Source organism: Geobacillus sp. 46C-IIa (assembly GCF_014679505.1).
GTDB lineage: Bacteria > Bacillota > Bacilli > Bacillales > Anoxybacillaceae > Geobacillus.
In genome coordinates this window covers 2,803,386-2,822,092 of the sequence record NZ_CP061474.1, presented here as the reverse complement: position 1 = coordinate 2,822,092, position 18,707 = coordinate 2,803,386, and the positions used below count along the sequence as shown (strand labels likewise).

General features: G+C 54.3%; 21 protein-coding genes. 12 read left to right on the top strand and 9 right to left on the bottom strand.

The features are described from left to right. Positions 1 to 2: 2 nt before the first annotated feature. The 6 genes from tenI (at position 3) to IC803_RS14005 (ending at position 5,460) form a co-directional block, all read left to right on the top strand. A complete protein-coding gene (gene tenI, locus IC803_RS14030; protein ID WP_081207692.1) occupies positions 3 to 614 on the top strand; it encodes a thiazole tautomerase TenI in 612 nt (203 codons plus the stop codon). Then, complete coding sequence (gene thiO, locus IC803_RS14025; RefSeq protein ID WP_081207693.1) at positions 611 to 1,750, top strand: glycine oxidase ThiO; 1,140 nt, start codon at positions 611 to 613, stop codon at positions 1,748 to 1,750. The genes tenI and thiO overlap by 4 nt, the downstream gene beginning before the upstream one ends. Next, a complete protein-coding gene (thiS, locus tag IC803_RS14020) occupies positions 1,747 to 1,950 on the top strand; it encodes a sulfur carrier protein ThiS (RefSeq protein WP_081207694.1) in 204 nt (67 codons plus the stop codon). The genes thiO and thiS overlap by 4 nt, the downstream gene beginning before the upstream one ends. Position 1,951: 1 nt before the next feature. Continuing rightward, positions 1,952 to 2,719 carry a thiazole synthase gene (locus IC803_RS14015; protein ID WP_081207695.1) on the top strand — a complete coding sequence of 256 codons (768 nt, stop codon included), beginning with the start codon at positions 1,952 to 1,954 and terminating at the stop codon, positions 2,717 to 2,719. Beyond that, positions 2,716 to 3,741, top strand: a complete 1,026-nt coding sequence (locus IC803_RS14010) for a thiazole biosynthesis adenylyltransferase ThiF (protein WP_081207696.1) — start codon at positions 2,716 to 2,718, stop codon at positions 3,739 to 3,741. The genes IC803_RS14015 and IC803_RS14010 overlap by 4 nt, the downstream gene beginning before the upstream one ends. 447 nt (positions 3,742 to 4,188) lie before the next feature. Continuing rightward, positions 4,189 to 5,460: a hemolysin family protein gene (locus tag IC803_RS14005; protein ID WP_081207697.1), complete on the top strand. Its 1,272-nt coding sequence runs from the start codon at positions 4,189 to 4,191 to the stop codon at positions 5,458 to 5,460. Positions 5,461 to 5,532: 72 nt separating this feature from the next. Here the strand turns inward: IC803_RS14005 and IC803_RS14000 are convergent, their stop codons facing one another. Continuing rightward, on the bottom strand, positions 5,533 to 5,745 hold the full coding sequence (locus IC803_RS14000) for an alpha/beta-type small acid-soluble spore protein (RefSeq protein ID WP_008881613.1): 213 nt from the start codon (positions 5,743 to 5,745) through the stop codon (positions 5,533 to 5,535). Positions 5,746 to 6,033: 288 nt separating this feature from the next. Here IC803_RS14000 and IC803_RS13995 point away from each other — a divergent pair, with 288 nt between their 5' ends. After that, on the top strand, positions 6,034 to 6,276 hold the full coding sequence (locus tag IC803_RS13995; protein WP_063166671.1) for a hypothetical protein: 243 nt from the start codon (positions 6,034 to 6,036) through the stop codon (positions 6,274 to 6,276). A gap of 53 nt (positions 6,277 to 6,329) precedes the next feature. Here IC803_RS13995 and IC803_RS13990 read toward each other — a convergent pair whose 3' ends face one another. The 3 genes from IC803_RS13990 to IC803_RS13980 all read right to left on the bottom strand — a co-directional run bounded on the left by IC803_RS13990 (position 6,330) and on the right by IC803_RS13980 (position 8,734). Then, a complete protein-coding gene (locus tag IC803_RS13990; protein WP_081207698.1) occupies positions 6,330 to 7,442 on the bottom strand; it encodes an ABC transporter ATP-binding protein in 1,113 nt (370 codons plus the stop codon). A gap of 134 nt (positions 7,443 to 7,576) precedes the next feature. Beyond that, entirely contained in the window at positions 7,577 to 8,464 is an 888-nt protein-coding gene (locus IC803_RS13985) for a PucR family transcriptional regulator (RefSeq protein WP_081207699.1), read from the bottom strand. An 81-nt stretch (positions 8,465 to 8,545) separates the two neighbouring features. Next, complete coding sequence (locus IC803_RS13980) at positions 8,546 to 8,734, bottom strand: hypothetical protein (protein WP_081207700.1); 189 nt, start codon at positions 8,732 to 8,734, stop codon at positions 8,546 to 8,548. Between the two features lie 108 nt (positions 8,735 to 8,842). Here IC803_RS13980 and IC803_RS13975 point away from each other — a divergent pair, with 108 nt between their 5' ends. Then, entirely contained in the window at positions 8,843 to 9,247 is a 405-nt protein-coding gene (locus IC803_RS13975; protein WP_081207701.1) for a hypothetical protein, read from the top strand. On the opposite strand, the gene IC803_RS13970 is transcribed toward IC803_RS13975, so the two are convergent. The 4 genes from IC803_RS13970 to IC803_RS13955 are packed head-to-tail and all read right to left on the bottom strand — an operon-like array spanning position 9,207 to position 13,866. Beyond that, positions 9,207 to 10,373 (bottom strand): YheC/YheD family endospore coat-associated protein, encoded by a 1,167-nt coding sequence (locus IC803_RS13970; protein ID WP_081207702.1) that lies wholly within the window; start codon positions 10,371 to 10,373, stop codon positions 9,207 to 9,209. The two genes, IC803_RS13975 and IC803_RS13970, sit on opposite strands and share 41 nt — an antisense overlap. Continuing rightward, positions 10,370 to 11,719 (bottom strand): YheC/YheD family endospore coat-associated protein, encoded by a 1,350-nt coding sequence (locus IC803_RS13965; protein ID WP_081207703.1) that lies wholly within the window; start codon positions 11,717 to 11,719, stop codon positions 10,370 to 10,372. The genes IC803_RS13970 and IC803_RS13965 overlap by 4 nt, the downstream gene beginning before the upstream one ends. Continuing rightward, positions 11,716 to 12,783 (bottom strand): YheC/YheD family endospore coat-associated protein, encoded by a 1,068-nt coding sequence (locus IC803_RS13960; protein WP_081207704.1) that lies wholly within the window; start codon positions 12,781 to 12,783, stop codon positions 11,716 to 11,718. Before IC803_RS13960 ends, IC803_RS13965 begins: the two co-directional genes overlap by 4 nt. A 6-nt stretch (positions 12,784 to 12,789) precedes the next feature. Continuing rightward, positions 12,790 to 13,866: a YheC/YheD family endospore coat-associated protein gene (locus tag IC803_RS13955; protein ID WP_081207705.1), complete on the bottom strand. Its 1,077-nt coding sequence runs from the start codon at positions 13,864 to 13,866 to the stop codon at positions 12,790 to 12,792. Between the two features lie 125 nt (positions 13,867 to 13,991). Between IC803_RS13955 and IC803_RS13950 the strand changes: the two genes are divergently transcribed. From IC803_RS13950 to IC803_RS13935, 4 genes are all read left to right on the top strand, one after another. Next, complete coding sequence (locus IC803_RS13950; protein WP_081207706.1) at positions 13,992 to 15,125, top strand: DUF445 domain-containing protein; 1,134 nt, start codon at positions 13,992 to 13,994, stop codon at positions 15,123 to 15,125. Positions 15,126 to 15,196: 71 nt separating this feature from the next. Then, positions 15,197 to 15,556 (top strand): YlbF/YmcA family competence regulator, encoded by a 360-nt coding sequence (locus IC803_RS13945; protein WP_081207707.1) that lies wholly within the window; start codon positions 15,197 to 15,199, stop codon positions 15,554 to 15,556. Between the two features lie 150 nt (positions 15,557 to 15,706). Further along, positions 15,707 to 16,570, top strand: coding sequence for a Cof-type HAD-IIB family hydrolase (locus tag IC803_RS13940; protein WP_081207708.1), 864 nt, complete (start codon positions 15,707 to 15,709; stop codon positions 16,568 to 16,570). A 298-nt stretch (positions 16,571 to 16,868) separates the two neighbouring features. After that, entirely contained in the window at positions 16,869 to 18,374 is a 1,506-nt protein-coding gene (locus IC803_RS13935) for a coproporphyrinogen III oxidase (protein WP_081207824.1), read from the top strand. Between the two features lie 35 nt (positions 18,375 to 18,409). On the opposite strand, the gene IC803_RS13930 is transcribed toward IC803_RS13935, so the two are convergent. Further along, positions 18,410 to 18,595, bottom strand: a complete 186-nt coding sequence (locus tag IC803_RS13930) for a YhzD family protein (protein WP_081207709.1) — start codon at positions 18,593 to 18,595, stop codon at positions 18,410 to 18,412. Between the last annotated feature and the right edge of the window lie 112 nt (positions 18,596 to 18,707).

Sequence of the window (18,707 nt, the reverse complement as noted above, 5' to 3'; positions counted from 1 at the left end):
CGATGGGAATGCTTCATTTCGTTTCGACCGGTCGGCAGGCGGCCGATGAGTTCGCTGCCATTTGTCAGCACATCCATCCGTACGCCGACGCCATTCATATTCGTGAAAAAGAGAAAACGGCGCGCGAGGTTGCCGCGTTTGTCACCGCGCTGCTTCGCGCCGGAGTGCCGCCAAAAAAAATCATCGTCAACGACCGGGTCGATGTTGCCGCTGTGTACGGCGTCCACGGCGTGCAACTCGCCTATCATAGCCTGCCGGTGCGCGCTGTCCGCCGTTCGTTCCCTAGTTTGGCAGTCGGCTGCTCGGTGCATGAACTGGCGGAGGCGAGGCAGGCGGAAGAAGACGGGGCCCACTTTTGTTTATTCGGCCATGTTTTTCCAAGCAGCAGCAAGCCCGGGTTGCCGCCGCGCGGCGTGGACTCGCTCAAAGAAATAGCCGCTGCTGTACATATTCCCGTCATTGCCATCGGCGGCATCCATGCCGGCAATGCCCGCCAAGCGTTAGAAGCAGGTGCGGCGGGAGTGGCGGTGTTGTCGGCTGTCTTTTTCGCAGCGGATCCGGTCGGCGAGGCGAAACGGCTTGCTGAATTGGTTAAAGGGGAGAGGATCACATGACGATACATCATTATGACGTCGCGATTGTCGGCGGCGGGGTGATCGGGGCGGCGGTTGCCTTCGAGCTTGCCAAGCGGCAGCACCGCGTCGCGATTTTGGAAAAAGGAACGATGGGCGCCGAGGCGTCGAGCGCGGCCGCTGGTATGCTCGGAGCACAATCGGAGTTTTCCGCGCCAAGCCCGCTCGTGCCGCTCGCCTTAAAAAGCAGAGCCCTCATGCCGTCCTTGGCGGAAGAGTTGAAGGGGCGAACCGGGATTGACATCGGTCTTGTTGAAAACGGGATGATCAAAATAGCGACAACGGACGAAGAGGCGGATGAGCTTCGCCGCCATTATGCATTTTGGCGTGCGACCGACCAGCCGGTGCGCTGGCTGACGAAGGAGGAAGCGCTTGAGATGGAGCCGCGCCTCTCAACGGAAGCGATTGTTGGTGCCATGTATATTGAAAGAGACGGACAAGTGAGCGCTCCGGATTTGGCCAGCGCTCTCGCTCACGCTGCCGCATCAGCTGGCGCCTGCTTATATGAGCATACAGAAGTGGTAAACATTCGTTCCGACGCCGGCAGCCATCTCGTTGAGACAACGAGCGGAACGTTTGCCGCTGGGGCGGTCGTCATTGCCACGGGCGCTTGGGCGTCGCGGCTTGGTGCACTGCTTGGGCTTTCTCTTTCCGTATACCCGGTCAAAGGGGAGTGCGTCATGGTGCGCACGCCGGTTCCGCTGTTGCAGACGACCGTGTTTGCGAAAAGCGGCTGCTACATCGTACCGAAGTGGGGCAGCCAGTTGCTGATTGGTGCGACATCCACTCCGGGCACATACGACCGGCGCGTGTCCGCCGGCGGAGTGATGAGTTTGCTTCACCGCGCTGCCCGCCTGCTTTCGGACGTTCAACAGGCGGAATGGCTAAGGGCATGGAGCGGCATCCGCCCGCAGACGAAAGACGGCTTGCCATACATCGGCGAACATCCGGAACGGCGCGGTTTGTTTGTCGCTGCCGGCCATTACCGAAACGGGATTTTGCTTAGCGCAATTACGGGGCGTCTAATGGCGGACTTAGTCGAGCGAAAAGAGCTGGGAGTTGATTTGTCGCCGTTTTCGTTGACGCGCCATACAGAAGAAAAGGTGGGGATCGAATGACGTTGATCATTAACGGGGAGACCGTTACGGTGCCCGATGAAGTCAAAACGGTGAGCGATTTGCTTTCTCATTTCCGGCTTGACAATAAACTGGCCATTGTGGAAGTCAACGTCCGCATTATTCAAAAGCATGAGTATGGAATAACGGCGCTCGCGAACGGCGATCGCGTCGAAATCGTTCATTTTGTAGGAGGCGGTTGAGATGTTGAAAATCGGTCCATATGAATTTTCTTCGCGGCTGTTGCTTGGCACAGGCAAGTATCCAAATTTGGATGTACAAAAAAAGGCAGTAGAAGCATCAGGTGCAGAAATTTTGACGTTTGCCGTCCGGCGGATGAATATTTTCTCTCCAGAGCAGCCGAACTTTTTAGAACAGCTGGACTTAAGCAAATATAAGCTGCTGCCGAACACCGCCGGGGCGAAAACAGCCGAAGAGGCGGTGCGCATTGCTCGGTTGGCGAAAGCGTCCGGGTTATGTGATATGATTAAGGTAGAAGTGATCGGCTGCGATAAAACGCTGCTCCCGGACCCGGTTGAAACGTTAAAGGCAGCGGAAATGCTCCTTGAGGAAGGGTTTATCGTGTTGCCGTATACGTCCGATGATGTTGTGTTGGCGAGACGGCTGCAGGAGCTTGGCTGCCATGCGGTCATGCCGGGAGCATCGCCCATCGGGTCAGGACAAGGCATCGTGAATCCGCTCAATTTGCGCTTCATTATCGAGCAGGCGACCGTGCCGGTCATTGTCGATGCCGGCATCGGCGGGCCGGCGGATGCGGCGCTGGCGATGGAATTAGGAGCGGATGGGGTGTTGCTGAACACCGCCGTTTCTAGCGCAGCTGATCCGGTGAAAATGGCAAAAGCGATGAAGCTGGCGATTGAAGCGGGCCGGCTTGGCTATGAAGCCGGGCGCATTCCGAAAAAGCGATACGCGTCAGCGAGCAGCCCAACGGAAGGAATGAGCGTTGTTTGAACGAACGATATTCCCGACAGCAATTGTTTGCCCCGATCGGTGAGGAAGGACAAAAGAAAATACGGGAAAAGCATGTTGTCTTAATCGGCGCCGGAGCGCTTGGCACGGGCAATGCCGAAGCGCTCGTGCGCGCCGGGGTCGGCAAATTGACGATCATTGACCGCGACTACGTCGAATGGAGCAATTTGCAGCGCCAGCAGCTGTATAGCGAAGCGGACGCGAAAGAGCGGCTGCCAAAGGCCATCGCTGCCAAGCGACGACTCGAACAAGTGAACAGCGAGGTCAACATTGAGGCCATTGTTGGGGATGCCGGCGCACAAGAGCTGGAGATGCTTGTGGCTGAACAGCGCCCGCATTTATTGATTGACGCGACTGACAATTTTGATGCGCGCATGGTCATGAATGACGTTGCCTATAAATACCGCATTCCGTGGATTTACGGCGCTTGCGTCGGCAGCTACGGCTTGAGCTACGCCTTCATCCCCGGGCGCACCCCTTGTCTATACTGCCTGCTTGAAACGGTGCCGCAAGGGGGCTTGACGTGCGACACGGCCGGTATTATTAGCCCGGCCGTGCAAATGGTCGTCAGTTATCAAACGGCTGAAGCGCTGAAAATTTTAGTGGAAGACTGGGCAGCGCTGCGCGGAAAGCTCGTCTCGTTTGATCTTTGGACGAACGAATACGCGGCCATTCGCATTGATGCGGTGAAACGCGATGAGTGCCCGACGTGCGGCCATCATCCGTCCTATCCGTTCCTTTCTTATGAACAGCAGACGAAGACCGCCGTGTTGTGCGGGCGCGATTCCGTCCAAATCCGCCCGCCTGGCCGGCGTGAGTACGATTTAGACGAATTAGCGGCGCTGTTTCGCCGCCAAGGGCTTCAAGCCGAAGCCAATCCGTATCTCGTCTCCGTTTCCCTCGGCGACAAGCGGCTCGTTGTATTTGGCGACGGCCGTGCGCTCGTGCACGGCACGAAAGACGTGCAAGAGGCGAAAACGATTTATTATCGTTATTTAGGGTAAAGCTAATGGCAAGGAGAGGCGCCCCCTCGTTTTCAACTGTCACTAAACTGTCAAAAAGCATTCTTTCTTTTCCCGCTTCTTCCACCCGTCAATATGGTACGATGAAAACGGGAGGGGAAGATGAATGGCTGAGTGGTCAATTACGCTGAACATCGCTTCATTGTTGGTGCTCGTGTATTTTATCGGATCTTGTTGGCTTGAATCCTAAAACGCGCTGGCGCGCTCCGGCGCGTTTTTATTTTTGGGTTTATATGGAAGCAAAGCCTGTCCATTGTAGCCAGTTGGCAAAAAATTTGTTATATTTAAAGTGAAGGACGGAAATCGACGGCTCGTGGCATGTGCAGCCGCTTCCGCCCGGTAAAGCAAACTTTGCATGCACAGGCATGTTTCGGCGAAAAAATGGATATGAATAACATAGTCATGTTCCTATAGGAGTGTGAAGATTCGTTGGAAGAGTGGCCGTTAAGGTTGTTCGGTTGGTTTTTTCTTTTCCTGCTCGTCAACGCACTGTTCGCTTCGGCCGAGGCGGCGTTTTCATCGGCAAGCAAAACCCGGTTAAAGCATTATGCGGGAGAGCGCCCACACAACAAGCGTCTGCAGGCGGTGATCGAACAGCTTGATCGCGCGTTGTTGGCGCTCGCGATTGCCAACCGTCTGACGAGCATCACGGCGGTCGCGCTGTTTATTCATATCGCTGCTTCACTGCTTGGGGAACAGACGGGGTTATTTGTCTCGATTGCGGTGATGACGATCTTGTCCGTCGTCTTCGGTGAAATTTTGCCAAAATCGATGGCGAAAGAGCAGGCAGAACCGCTCGCGATTCGGTATGCCAGCCTCGCCTACGGGCTGATGAAACTAATGGCGCCCATAACGGCATTGTTCCAAGCCATGAGGGAACGAATCGCCCGACGGTTCGCCAACGGGGCTGCCGCGCCGGCTGTCACGGAAGAGGATATCAAAGTGATGGTCGAACTGAGTGAAGAAGAAGGGGTTATTGACAACAAAGAAAAAGAACTGATTCAACGTTCGCTCGATTTTGATGAAATTTTAGTCGAAGAAATTTTCACGCCGCGCGCCGATATGGTGGCGGTTGAGGTGAATCAGCCGATTGAAGAGATCCGCGACGTGTTTTTGGAAGAACGGTACTCTCGCATTCCGGTGTATGAAGGGGATATTGACAATGTCATCGGCATTTTGTCAGAAAGCGACTTTTTCAGCGAGCTTGTACAAAAGCGCGATGTGCGCATCCGCGAGTTGTTGCGCCAGCCGCTGTTTGTCGTTGAATCGATGAAAGTATCCGACCTGCTGCCGGAGCTGCAAAAAAGCAAAGTGCATATGGCGATCGTCGTCGATGAGTTCGGCGGCACGGCCGGCTTGATTACGCTCGAGGATATTATCGAGCAGATCGTTGGGGAAATATGGGATGAGCATGATGAAGCGGTGAAAACGGTGCGCCAAATCGATGAGCATAGCTTTGAATTCAGCGCCGAACTGCCGCTTGACGAGTTTTGTGAAGTGATGAAGATCGATGTGCCGGAAAGCGAATCACATACGTTAGGCGGCTGGATTTTTGAAATGTTTGAGCGCATTCCGGCAGTCGGCGAAACGTTGCAGTATGGCCCACTGACGCTGACTGTCCGCCAAGTGGATAACCGACGCATTCGCAAAGTGCTCGTCTCCTTGAGCCAACCGCTCGCCGAGCAGGCAGGAGGCATGTGACGACGAGATGAAAGAGCCCCAGGCTGACCGCCTGGGGCTTTTGCCATCTATATGGAGTTGTCTGTGAAATGGTTATTGAACGTTGCCGAATTGGCCGCCGAGTTGTTGTTGGGCCATTGCTACAAGGCGTTTCGTAATTTCACCGCCGACCGAACCGTTCGCGCGGGAAGTCGTATCAGCGCCAAGGTTGACACCAAACTCTTGAGCGATCTCGAATTTCATTTGGTCGATGGCTTGTTGGGCACCAGCGACTAACAGTTGGTTATTGTTATTGTTGCGTGCCATAGTTGATCATCTCCTCTTATAAGTTTTGATGGCTGGGTTGGCTGGATTTGCACCAGCGCCGCACGCCATAAGGCGCGCTGCCAAGCTTGGCTGAACCCAACGCCCACCCGCTTTTGCCCTCGCCAGCATAGGCGTTGTGGCAGGTGGTCTATTCCGCTGGCGGTACTCATAGTTTGGGTCGTTTTTAGCCCGTTATTCATCGTGGGTATGTGGTAATTTTTAACGTTTTATCGCCGTCATCATTAGGGAATATGTAAAATTAAGGAGCATCTTAGAGGAGGAAGCAGCATGAATGTATGCCCGCTTTGCAACGGGCTGCGCCGGATGACGGTATACTGTAGCTACTGCCGGCAGCCGATGGAAGACCAAGGGAAAATTACTGACTATTTTGATGATTACAGTCCGTATATGGATGCAGACATCATGAAGTTTGTCGACGGTTACCCGCGCACCTATACGAACCATGAGTGCGTTCACTTGTTTTATTGCCCGCACTGCCGGGAAGAGGAAGTGCGCTTTATTAAAGAATAGGCTCTAGCACAACGCTAGAGCCTATTGCATCTATATAGAAACAAAAGGGGGGCTTACTTTTCGTCCGCCGCTCGAATGCGTCGTTCCGTTTCAATGTCAAAGAAGTGCGCTTTGTTCATATCCAAAGCGAGATCAATGCGGTGGCCCGGCTTGATCTCGGTGCGGGCGTCAATGCGGGCGACGAACTCCTGGCCGTCGATGTTCGAGTAAATCATCGATTCGGCGCCAAGCAGCTCGGCGACTTCAACGTGCGCCGTAATTTTTGTCGCCGGCGATGCCTCCAAGAAGAGCGGCTCGTCGTGAATGTCTTCCGGACGGATTCCTAAAATGACTTCCTTGCCGATATACCCTTGGTCGCGCAATACTTTCATTTTTCCTTCCGGAATGCCAAATGATGTGCGGCCGACAACAAATTTGCCGTCTTGCAGCGTCCCTTTTATAAAGTTCATGGCCGGAGAACCGATAAAGCCGCCGACGAAAATGTTTTCCGGTCTTTCGTACACTTCGCGCGGCGTCCCGACCTGCTGGATGACGCCGTCTTTCATGACGACAAGGCGAGTCGCCATCGTCATCGCTTCCGTTTGGTCGTGGGTAACGTAAATGGTTGTCGTTTCTAAGCGTTGATGGAGCTTCGCGATTTCCGAACGCATTTGCACGCGCAGTTTCGCATCCAAGTTTGAAAGCGGCTCATCCATTAAAAACACTTTCGCATCGCGGACGATGGCGCGCCCTAACGCCACGCGCTGCCGCTGTCCGCCGGAGAGCGCCTTCGGTTTCCGGTCTAAGTATTGTTCGAGCCCGAGGATGCGGGCCGCCTCGCGGACGCGTTTCTCGATTTCCGCTTTTGGGAACTTGCGAAGCTTTAAGCCGAATGCCATGTTGTCATAAACGCTCATATGCGGGTAAAGGGCATAGTTTTGGAACACCATGGCGATGTCGCGGTCTTTCGGTGGCACATCGTTCATCCGCTTGCCGTCGATATAGAGATCGCCTTTTGAAATTTCCTCAAGACCGGCGACCATCCGCAATGTCGTCGATTTGCCGCAGCCGGACGGACCGACAAAGACGATAAACTCCTTATCTTGAATATGTAAGTTGAAATCTTTGACGGCGGTGACATTGTTGTCGTAAATTTTGTAAATATGATCGAGAACGAGTTCTGCCATTGTGAATCCCCCTGTTATTGAAATCGTTTTCTTGTAGTACTAGTGTATAGAAAAATACGAACATTCGTAAATGGACAAGATGCACAAAAAATGCCGCTCGTTTTCGGCGACATGACAAGACGGTGCATCGGGGATCAAGAGCTGCGGCGGTGCAAAATAGCTAAGTAGATCGCTGCTGCTCCTTTAAATCGCTTGATGTCGATACCGGTTTGCTCCGTCCATTTATCGATCCGGTATTGCAAACTGTTGCGGTGCATGTACAGCTTTTTCGCCGCCATCGAGACGTTTAAATTGCATTGCAAAAACGTCTCCATTGCCCGGATTTCGTCTTCATCAAACTCATCGAGAAACGATAAGAGTTGAGCAGTCTTCTCATCGATGCCAGCGCCAAGGAGGGGAAGTGGAATGACATCTTCCCATCCATACACCGTTTGCTTCGGCCAAAAGCGGCGGGCGGCGGCAAAACATTCTTTTTCGAGGAGAAACGATTCATATAGCCGATCGTCGACCGGACGAACCGGACCGATAAATAGATGGATCGCAGCGTAAAAATCGGCGGCGAGCGCGTCAGCCATCTCCGTCAGCAAGGGCAGTTCAGCGGTTCGTTTTTGCCTCGCTTCGATGATCAGGCCGCCCCTGTCTTTGTCCCAAACGATCGTGATCGGGGACTCAAACAAGCTGCGGATTGTTTCGGTAAACTCGGCTTTGTTCGCGATCGGCCGGTTGGCGGTAAAGTGAATCAGCCGGCAGTACGGAGCGGCCAGCATGGCGGGCGCCGCCGGGTCGCCGCTCGCCATCCAGCGCTTCCACGCCCGCTCCTCTTCGCTTTCCCGCTCCCGCCGGTGTTCGGCTGGGGTCAAAAACAGCGCCAACAATTGCCGTTCCCGCTTCGTTAACCGCTGTTTGGCGATGCCAATTTCATTGCCGTCAGCGGTATAAAACCATTCATATGCCTCTGGATGTTCCGGCTGGCCGTTAATGACGATATCCCCTTCGTAAAGCGATTCGAGCTCCTTTAACATCGCGGCGCAACCCTTTCTGTCGTTTTTCATTCATTATAACAAAAAGCCGACTTCCCGGCGGAGGGAAAGTCGGCTCGTCGGTCACTCGCCTGCTTCATAAGGCGGTTCCTCTTTGACAAGATCGCGCGCTTCCTCGATATTGACCTCATCGCCGCGGCCGTGCACGACGCCGCCCGCCATTCCTTCATTAATCATGCGGTCGATATCCAGATAATATTCGTCGCGCCCCTCGTATAAGGCGTCTTGGCGTCCGGCTTCTTTCCGTTCCATCGTTTTGCTCCTTCCTCATTGTTTTTCCTAGTTTGCGCCAAATAGGCATACGTTATCCGCTGCCGTCATATGGATAGAGCAGAAACAGAGAGGGAGGAGTGATCCGGCATGATCGTTCCCATTAAAAAACTGATCGGCATAACGACCGCGGCCGAGAAAAAGGCAAGACAGCTTGCCGAGCTCGAAGCGGACGAGCCAACATGGGCTGGCTACTTCGATGAGGCCCGCCGGCAGCAGCGGCTCTGGCAATATGTGTACTATTTAGCGGCTGGCGTTGACGTGGAATACGGTGAAGCAAAGGGGGAAAAAGAAGCGGATGCCAGCCGTTTTGATTTGCTGCAATCCCTTGCTGAAGCAGAATGGGAAAAGGCAAAGTTATGCCAGGAGATTAGCAGACGATTGGGCGGTGCGGCCAAACAGGCAGCTGACCAAGTGTTTCGCCGGGCGCTTCAGTACAGCGGTGCGTTTTTAGCTATGGCGCAAGATGAGCTAATTCGGCGAACAGTTGATTGAGCCGTCTATGCCGCTCCGCTTCAATTGCCGATTCATCAAACACCATCGGTTTCGCATTGATCTCATAAATGTACAGCTGCCGCTCGCGGCCGACGCCGATGTCGGCGGAAAATTCGCCGACAAGGCCGAACCGCTCGCTAAGCCGTTCGCCGCTAAGCGCAATCAGCTGCTCGAGCGCCTGTTCATCGATCCGTTCTTTGACTTCGGTGTAGGGCAACACCGTTCCGCCATGAAAGACATGGGTGGTCACCGACTGCGTTCCGGCAAGGCGGACACCGATGCCGGTAATGGTGTGGCAGCCGCGCTGCCAATGAGCAAGCACGCGCAAATCGTAACGGCGGCCGTTCCATGTATCGGTGTCAGCTGCTGCTTGGACAATGTAGCGGCAAGATTGGACAAGCGGCGCCAGCTCATCGAGCGATCCGAGCCGTGTTTGGCCGCGGGGGGATTCGCAGATGGCCGCCGCTTCGGGCAAGGAGGTGAGACGGAGCAAACCGCTTCCCCTTGAGCCGTCATCTTGTTTTACATAGACGCAGCCGTACTGAGCAAGCCAAGCGCGCACATCGTCCACTGTGTCAATCGGCGCAGTCGGCAACAAATGCGGCCAAAGCCGACGGTCAGCCCGCAACGCGTCGTAAACGTCCGATTTGCGGAAAAAGGAACGGTTAACAAGCGGGATGCCATGGGCAGCAAGCCTTGCGGCCGCTGTTTGAAACGGCGCGTTTTGTTCTTCGTCGCGGCTTTTCACCCGATTGTAGACGACGTCTGGCAACGGAGTCGATGCCTCGACAAAACGCTCGAGCGACGGGACGAATACATAGCCGGAGACCGTTTTCTCACCGATGCCGGCGGCGGCGCTGACGATGGCGATGCCGCCGGCATCATGGAGCGAGCGGATGACGGACTCAAGCCACCGCTTTCTCCCGTCAAGCAAAGCTGGAATAGATGAGGCGCTGATCAAAATGCCGACAAGCGGCCCGACCCGCCCGCCTTGCGCACGGACAGCAAAAGTGAGATCAGGAAGGGGAGAGACGAAAGCGAGTCGACTGTTGCCAAATCGGTAAAGCACGTTCCCTTCCTCGCAAACCCACTCGCCAGTGTCGCGCCGGTAACCGATGGTGATCATGGCCAAAGCGCCTCTGGTTCGGTGATGGCCGTTTTGCTTAGATGGACAGCGTAAGCAAGCGGCAGCAGCACCGTGCGCTCATCCGCTTCTTTAAGACCCGGATGCTGAAAAATCGAGCGTCCTGGTTTGGAGTTGGCTTCGAACATCCAAATTCTCCCTTGTTTATCCACACCGAGATCAAAGCCAATTTCACCGATCAATGTTTCCGACGTTTCGTCAAGGCAACGGCTAAGCGTGAGAGCGGCATGATGCAGGCGGGTCAGCACGGTTTCACGTTGGGCGGTGTCCGGGAAAATTTCTTCGAGCGTTTTGACGATTCCGCCGCTGTTCATATGGGTGGTGATGCTTTGCTTCCCGGCGATTTTGGCGGCGATGGCGCTCACTTGCCATTGACCGTATTCGTTTTTATTGGTGTGGACGCGAAAATCCGTCGGCCGGCCATTGACGGTCATGAGCGGCACAGCCTGCTGAATGACATAGCGGTGAAGCGGCGCATTGGCGAGCAAGTGGTGCCATAATGCCATAGCGGTCGGAAACAGAGCGGTTTTCGTTTCCCCTTGTTCATCGCGAAAACGGCATTCGTAGACATTGTTTTTTTTCACTAAATGGCAGATGCCTCGGCCGAGGCTGCCGTCGGCTGGTTTTACGTATGCTTCTGTGTAGCGGGCAAGAAACTGGTCAACCGTCTGCCAGGTGATATGGGCGGCTGTCGCCGGCAAGTACGGCTGCGCTTCGGGATGGGAGGCAAGCCGGCGGTAAATCTCCCATTTGTTGAAAAAATGGCCATTAAAGACCGGGATGCCGTAGGCGGTTTGCAGCGTCTCAGTGATCGTTTGAAATGTCTCGTCATTTTCGATGCGTCGATTCGGCAGGCGGTTATAAATCACGGTCGGCAGCGGCACCGCATGTCGCTCCCAGCCTCGTTCCGTATAAAAATAGCCGTTGACCATGCCGTTTTCCCAGTCGATATGAGAAGTGCCGAACAAAAAAGCAAACCCGCCGACTTGCTTCTCTTGTGCGAGCAACTTGGCGAAGAAGAAGCTTCGGTTCCCAACTGGGCGATGGAGCGACTTGGTGAACCCGGCGGTCAAAATGCCGACGAGCGGGCCGACATGGACGGCCTCCGCCGTCAAAAAGACATGGACGTTAGCAACAAACGGAATGGACAGGCGCCGGGCGATGTCGCTTGTTATGACCACGCAGTCAGTAAGTGCGGAAGAGGAAACGATTCGGCACGGGACAAGCCGGCTGCCAAACGCGGCCGCCGTTTGTCCGGCCGCCTGAAGCGAAGCCGGCAAGGTGACGGTGTTTTCTCCTTTGTCATCAATGAGTAACGTATATGTCATCGGTGATTCACCTCGCTTGCTAGAAACAAACAGTAGCGGAGCGGTGCCTCATAGATGTCGTTTTGCTGCTCCGGCGGGAGAATACTGATCACTTTTCTTCCCGGCTTCGAATTTACATCCAAAATCCAGACCGCTCCGTTGTTAGCCACGCCAAGGTCTAAGCCGATCTCAAACAGCGGGCCGAATTCACTGTCGATATAAGTCGGCAGTGTACGAATGATCGTTTCGATGCCGTCAACCACCAGGATGCGCTTTGGAGAAGGCAAGTGGTCAAGCCAATCGGCAAACGGGCGAATATCGGCGCCAGCGCGGACGTTGGCCACCCATGTTCCCGGGCGTCCGATCCGCACAGCCCGCACCCGTTCGATCCAACGGCCCGTTTCATCTTTTTGCAATAAAAAGCGGAGATCAAACGGTTCGCGCGCCGGAGTAGACAGCGGAAGAAGCGGCTGCAGCGCATAGCCGTCGCGGCGATTCAAAGAGGTGATGAGCCGTTCGAGTTCTTTCCGGCGGGCGATGACCGTCCGTTCTTGGCCCAACCCGTCTTGGACGGACAGCGTTTTCCCTTGTTTTTGAATGATGTAAATGCCGCGTCCGCCGGAGCCGTGCACCGGTTTGGCGACGATGGCGTGTTCATGGCGGAGAAGCTCGAGCATGTCATCGGCGCGCTCGAGGCGGATGGTCGGCGGTACATACGCTGACAGAAGCGGGTGAGAGGAAAGCGATTCGTACACCTCCCACTTGCCCGGCAGGCCGTAGCCTAAAAAGACTAGATCCGGCCGCTGCTTCAGCCAATGCATAATCGGTTTCGCTTTTTTCGAACGATCGTCATAGCCGTAAAAGCAACGGTCGTATAAAAACGGCGGAATAGCAAAGACAGCGTCGGTCCATTCGCTCGTTTCCGCCTGAAAGATCGAGCCGTGAACATATTCCGTCTGCGGGTCGATATTTAACGGTGAAAAACGGCAAACCGAAATGCCGCAGCGCCCGGCGCGTTTGGCCACCTCGGTGCAATACCCGCGCTCTTGCTGTTCGTCAAGGGTGACAAAACCGAGTGAAATCAATGTCGTTCACTCCTTTTCCTCTATCAGTGTCAAACAATAGTCAATAATCGCTTTCGCCGACGGGCGAACGGTTTGTGAGGCGGCCGTCGTTTCTGTCTGTTTCGACGGCTTTGTGTTCACCTCAATGATCCATGGCTGGCCATGAACATCGATGGCGAGATCGATGCCAAACTCCCCGTACAGCCCTTCCGCCTCGAGCGCGAGCACAGCCGCTGCTTCCATCGCAATTTCTTTGAGAAGCTGTTTTTGGTGGAAGGCGTCCGGCGCCGTATGCCATTTCCGCAATACCGCATTGATCGCCATCAGTTCCCCGCCGCGGGCGAGGTTGGCCACAAACTGATCGGGCGGCGCTACGCGGGCAACGGCTGAGGTGACGCGCCAATGATTGTTGCGGACGCGATGGCAAAGGAGCCGGAAATCGACCGGGCGGCCGTCAAGCGTGCGGAGCTCAAGCCCTTGTTGGACGATCATTGGCAGCTTCGTTCGTCGCCGTAAAGCGGAAGCTAATGTGTCTGTTGAGCTGTATATGGCTGTTGAAGCGGAAGTGGAATGGCGAAGGCGAATTCCGCCGTCTGAACGTTCAAGGCAGAAGATCCCCCGTCCTTGACTGCCGTGGATCGGTTTGAGAAAGACGGCTGGGAAGGCGGCGAGAAATGACTCAAGCACATCTTCGCTGCTCCATAACGCCGTTTTGGGCAAATGCGGGTGCAAGTATTCGTGACGCTCGAACAGGCGGTGTACTTCCCATTTATGCAAAAAACGGTGGTTGAACATCGCCCCGCCTTCCTCGGCAAGACGGATGAGCAATTCAGCGAACAAAGGAGAATGTTCCGATTGCCGCGAGTGAAGCCGGTTGTAGACCACGTCAGCCGGAGGCACGTCCCGTTTCGCCCACTCGCCGTCAATCCATTGATAGCCGATGCGCTGCAAATAAAGCGACGGCGATGTGACGTAAAAAAAGAGGCCGCGCTCTTTCCCATATTGCGCCAATTCTTCGCAAAAACGATGAATAGAGCCAAACGATGTTTGTTCACTTGTTTCCTTTATTTCCGTCAGCACGGCAACGGTTCGTTGTTTGCTCATCGCAGTCCCTCATTTGCGCATTCGTCAGGCAAGCTCTATAATGGAAAATTAGGCAAACGTTTATACCGTATCGTATGATGAGGGAGGCCGTTTGGTGACAGCGGCACGGACGAAAGGGGAAGACGATGGACACGTTCGTTTATTTGGTGTTTATGATGGCAGTCGGGGCGCTCATCGGCGGGGTGACGAACTTTATCGCGATCGTCATGTTGTTTCGCCCGTATGAGCCGATCTACATAGGCGGGAAGCGGATGCCATTCACCCCTGGCTTGATCCCGAAACGGAAACGGGAACTCGCCGAACAGCTCGGGAAAACGGTCGTTGAGCATTTAGTGACGCCGGAAGGGCTGCGGCGCAAGCTCACCGATTCTGCCTTCGCGGCGGGGGTGGCTGATTGGGGGCGCGAATGGTTGAAACGGTGGCTTTCGCGCCGGGAAACACCGACCCAGCTGCTTGAACGCCTCGGCATCCATTCGCCTGATGAGCGGCTTAGTGAGCTGGCAGCTGAACAAGCGGAGCAGGCGTATGAACGATGGGGGGAAACGTGGCGTCTGCGGCCTATTCGCGATCTATTGCCGCCGGAATTGAAGGGGGCGATGGAGGCGCGCATCGACACATTGGCCGACTACTTGGCTGACCGGGTGCTCGACTATTTCAGCAGCGAAGAAGGAAAACGGCAGCTGGCGGGCATGGTTGACCGCTTTTTCCAAGAGAGAGGGATGGTCGGAGGCATGTTGCACATGTTGCTCGGCAATGTCAATCTCGTAGATAAAGTGCAATCAGAGCTGAGCAAATTTTTACGCCATGCCGGTACGAGAGCGATGCTGGCCCGCCTCCTTTGGACGGAATGGAACAAATGGATCAGCCATCCGCTGGCCGCTGTGGAAGGGATGATCGGCCGCCAACGCATTCACGAGGCGGTGCGCGCCGCCGCCTGTGGTCTTGTGCGGAGCAACGGCTGGCTGCACCGTCCCATCGCCGAGCTTGTCGCTCCGTATGAACAGGAATTGTTTGACCGCCTCGTTCCACAGGCGACGGACAAAGCGATCCAGGTGCTCGGTGATAAGATCGAGGGAATCGTGGCGCAGCTTGGATTGGCAGACATTGTCCGCGATCAAGTGGAGTCGTTTTCACTAAGGAGATTAGAGGCGATCATTTTATCAATTGCCCGCCGGGAGTTGAAAATGATTACGTATTTGGGCGCTTTGCTTGGCGCGCTGATCGGCGCCGTTCAAGGCACGATCGGTTTATGGCTGTAGCTTTAGGCATATCGCCGCCCCCCGGCGCATACGTTAGAACGTGAACGATATTTATGTAGGAGGCTCTTTTTATGTCTGAATCTCTTCACGCGCTCGCCAGACAGCTTGAGCAGGCGATTCGGGCGAGCCAGCCATTTCAGCAGCTGAAACACGCGTACGAAGATGTTTGCCGCGATGAAACCGCCTACCGGCTGTTTGCCAACTTCCGCGACATCCAGCTCCGGCTTCACGAAAAGCAAATGCGCGGAGCGGCCATCTTGCCGGATGAAATTGAACAGGCACAAAAGGCGATGGCGCTCGCTCAGCAAAACGCCAAATTAGCTCGCTTGATGGCACTAGAGCAGCAAATGAGCATGACGATCGCTGAAGTCCAACAAATCGCCATGAAACCGCTCGAAGAGTTGCATCGTTCGTTGATGGGAGAAAAATAGGAAAGAACACCCGGTCGGGTGTTCTTTTTTTGTCCGTTCTGTCATAGTCATGTGAATGACAGGAAATGCAAAGCTGCCGCTGGCAGATGAAGAGGCGGCGTCAAAGGAAGTTGACGGAAAACGAGGGACGGACAAAAGGGGGAGACAGCCGTGTATAAGCTGTTAGCGCTCAACATCGATGGAACCATTTTGAAAAATAACGGCCGCCTGCCACGCGAAACGAAAGAGGCGGTCGACTATGTGAAGCGAAAAGGGGTTTACGTTACATTAATCACGAGCCGCAATTTGCTCTCCGCCCGCAAAGTGGCCAAAGCGCTGCGGCTTGATGGGTTGCTCATCACCTTTCAAGGGGCGATCATCGGCAAAACGCTTGATGACAAGCTGTTTGAGGCGGTAATTCCAGAAGAGCGGACGTTTAACATTGTGCAGATTTTGGAAAACTTTAACTGCAATATTCGTCTGATGCATGAGCGGTATTCGCTCGGCAACCGGAAAAAAGTGAAAAAAAATCTCGTCGTGCAGACAGTGCTCTCGTCAAGCGATCCGTTTTTCTACCCGACCCAGTTTGTCGATTCGCTCGGCGATGTGCTGATCGACGAACCGGTGGCCGTGCCGAAAATCGATGTCTATTTTGCCGGGGATGCGGAGCGGGACGAGGCCGCTGCCGTGCTGGCGAAATCCGTTCCGTCCATTGATATGATTATGCAGCCGGGCGGAAAAATGGAAATTGTCCCGCAAGGCGTATCCAAGCTCGCTGGGCTGCGCCGGCTCGCTCAGCATATCGGCGTATCGCTGAAAGAAACGGTGATGATCGGCGATGGCGTTGATGACTTGCCGGCGATTGAGGTGGCTGGGCTTGGCGTCGCCATGGGCAATGCGCCAGCCGAGGTGAAGCGGGCCGCCGACTGGGTGACGCGCTCGAACGAACAGCTCGGCGTCGCTTACATGGTAAAAGAACATTTCCGCAAACAACAGCGAATCGAATTTTTGCAAAAACTTAAAACGAAACAATAAACGGCAAGGGCTGATGCAAAAGGCGGTCTGCTCACTAGTGGAACAGAAGATATCGAATGGTGAAACCGTTCAATGTATATATAGCCTATTGAAAAAAGGGGGTCTCGTTGTTTTGGGGACCTCTGTTTTCTTTCTGAAACCGCCATCGAGAAACCATCTGTGGCCTTTTTGCATCGTTGATTGTTCCATCGCCCGGCTCGAAGCGACGCCTTTCTATAAAGGCGGGGGAGGTGCATTCTTCCGCTTGACGGGGGAAACGGCAGTTCTGTACACTGAAAGAAGTTTGACAGAAAAGGTGATGAACGTGCGTATCGAAATTCAAGGGCTGCCGAATCCCGAACGGTTTCAGCGTCCGCTCGAAGTGATGAGCGAGCTGTTTTTTGAATCGCCCGCGCTTTCATTTGCACCGCTTCCGGAAGCGGATGTCTCCGTTTCGTTTACTGTTAACGAAAACGGCCGCATCACCGTTTCCGGAACGCTGACCGACAAGACGTCCGGGCGCGTCGAGGAGGCCGGGCATGAGCATGAGGCGCCGATCGAATCCGATGGGAAAGCGCGCGAAAAACAGTTGAAAAACGCGGTTTTCCATGTGTATATCACGCTTCTTGAACGCTATACCGGCATCGTTCAGCCGTGGGGCATTTTAACCGGCGTCCGTCCGGTGAAGCTGCTTCATCAGCTGCTGCGTTCCGGGATGACGAAAGAAGAGGCGCATCGGAAGCTGGCGCAAGAATATTTAGTAACAAAAGAAAAAATCGAGCTCATGCAAGCGATCGTTGACCGCCAGCTCACGGTGGTGCCGGACTTGTACGATTTAGCCCATGAAGTGAGCATTTATATCGGCATTCCGTTTTGTCCGACGAAATGTGCGTACTGCACGTTTCCGGCGTATGCGATCAACGGCCGTCAAGGGTCGGTTGACGCCTTTTTAGCCGGGCTTCATTACGAGATGGAAGCGGTCGGCCGCTTTTTGCGCGAACGCGGCATCCGGATTACGACGATTTATTACGGCGGCGGGACGCCGACGAGCATTACGGCCGAGGAAATGGACCGGCTGTACGCCCATATGTACAACGTATTTCCGGATGTCGACCGCGTCCGTGAAATCACCGTCGAAGCGGGCCGGCCGGACACGATTACTCCAGAAAAGCTGGACGTCTTGAAAAAATGGCAGATCGACCGCATCAGCATCAATCCGCAGTCGTATATCCAAGAGACGTTAAAAGCGATCGGCCGCCATCATACTGTTGAGGAAACGATCAACAAGTTCCACTTGGCGCGGCAAATGGGGATGAACAACATTAATATGGATTTAATTATCGGCTTGCCTGGCGAAGGGCTGCCGGAGTTTACGCATACGCTTGCCGAGACGGAACGGCTCATGCCCGAGTCGCTCACTGTTCATACGCTGTCGTTTAAACGGGCTTCAGAAATGACGAAAAACAAACAAAAATATAAAGTCGCCGGCCGCGAAGAAATACAAGCGATGATGAAAGCGGCCGAAGAGTGGACGCGCAAGCACGGCTATGTGCCGTATTATTTGTATCGGCAAAAAAATATTCTCGGCAACCTCGAAAATGTCGGCTACGCCTTGCCGGGACAAGAGAGCATTTACAACATTATGATCATGGAGGAGCAGCAGTCGATTATCGGGCTCGGCTGCGGGGCGTCAAGCAAATTCGTCGACCCGAAAACAAGGAAGATCACCCGCCAGGCAAACCCGAAAGAGCCGAAAGTGTATAACGAACATTTTGCTGAATATACAGAGGAAAAACTGAACATGATGAAAGCCATATTTCGCTAAATGAAAGCACCCCGGGACGCCCGGGGTGCTTTCATTTAGCGGTGAAACAAAATCAGCTTGCCGCTTGCATTGACGCAACGATGTGTTTTGTCAAAACAGCCGCGTTCACGCAGCATTTGTTCGCCAATTTTTTTTGCTTCTTCATCATTGGCCGCCTCAAACGTCTCATCCAACAGTTTTTCCCCATCACGTTCAAAAGCGGTCAACGTATACGTCGGCATGTGAACATCCCCTTTCGCTGAATCATGATTCACTTCTTTCATTAGCGGTTCATACGGAAAATTCCTGCTTGCAGCCGAAACTTTTTTCGACGGCAAACGTTGTATAATAGGA

Coding starts and splice junctions, on each gene's coding strand:
- tenI (WP_081207692.1), top strand. CDS start 3: ATGGGAATGCTTCATTTCGTTTCGACCGGTCGGCAGGCGGCCGATGAG.
- thiO (WP_081207693.1), top strand. CDS start 611: ATGACGATACATCATTATGACGTCGCGATTGTCGGCGGCGGGGTGATC.
- thiS (WP_081207694.1), top strand. CDS start 1,747: ATGACGTTGATCATTAACGGGGAGACCGTTACGGTGCCCGATGAAGTC.
- IC803_RS14015 (WP_081207695.1), top strand. CDS start 1,952: ATGTTGAAAATCGGTCCATATGAATTTTCTTCGCGGCTGTTGCTTGGC.
- IC803_RS14000 (WP_008881613.1), bottom strand. CDS start 5,745: ATGGCACGCAACAATAACAATAACCAACTGTTAGTCGCTGGTGCCCAA.
- IC803_RS13995 (WP_063166671.1), top strand. CDS start 6,034: ATGAATGTATGCCCGCTTTGCAACGGGCTGCGCCGGATGACGGTATAC.
- IC803_RS13990 (WP_081207698.1), bottom strand. CDS start 7,442: ATGGCAGAACTCGTTCTCGATCATATTTACAAAATTTACGACAACAAT.
- IC803_RS13985 (WP_081207699.1), bottom strand. CDS start 8,464: ATGTTAAAGGAGCTCGAATCGCTTTACGAAGGGGATATCGTCATTAAC.
- IC803_RS13980 (WP_081207700.1), bottom strand. CDS start 8,734: ATGGAACGGAAAGAAGCCGGACGCCAAGACGCCTTATACGAGGGGCGC.
- IC803_RS13975 (WP_081207701.1), top strand. CDS start 8,843: ATGATCGTTCCCATTAAAAAACTGATCGGCATAACGACCGCGGCCGAG.
- IC803_RS13970 (WP_081207702.1), bottom strand. CDS start 10,373: ATGATCACCATCGGTTACCGGCGCGACACTGGCGAGTGGGTTTGCGAG.
- IC803_RS13965 (WP_081207703.1), bottom strand. CDS start 11,719: ATGACATATACGTTACTCATTGATGACAAAGGAGAAAACACCGTCACC.
- IC803_RS13955 (WP_081207705.1), bottom strand. CDS start 13,866: ATGAGCAAACAACGAACCGTTGCCGTGCTGACGGAAATAAAGGAAACA.
- IC803_RS13950 (WP_081207706.1), top strand. CDS start 13,992: ATGGACACGTTCGTTTATTTGGTGTTTATGATGGCAGTCGGGGCGCTC.
- IC803_RS13945 (WP_081207707.1), top strand. CDS start 15,197: ATGTCTGAATCTCTTCACGCGCTCGCCAGACAGCTTGAGCAGGCGATT.
- IC803_RS13935 (WP_081207824.1), top strand. CDS start 16,869: ATGAACGTGCGTATCGAAATTCAAGGGCTGCCGAATCCCGAACGGTTT.
- IC803_RS13930 (WP_081207709.1), bottom strand. CDS start 18,595: ATGCCGACGTATACGTTGACCGCTTTTGAACGTGATGGGGAAAAACTG.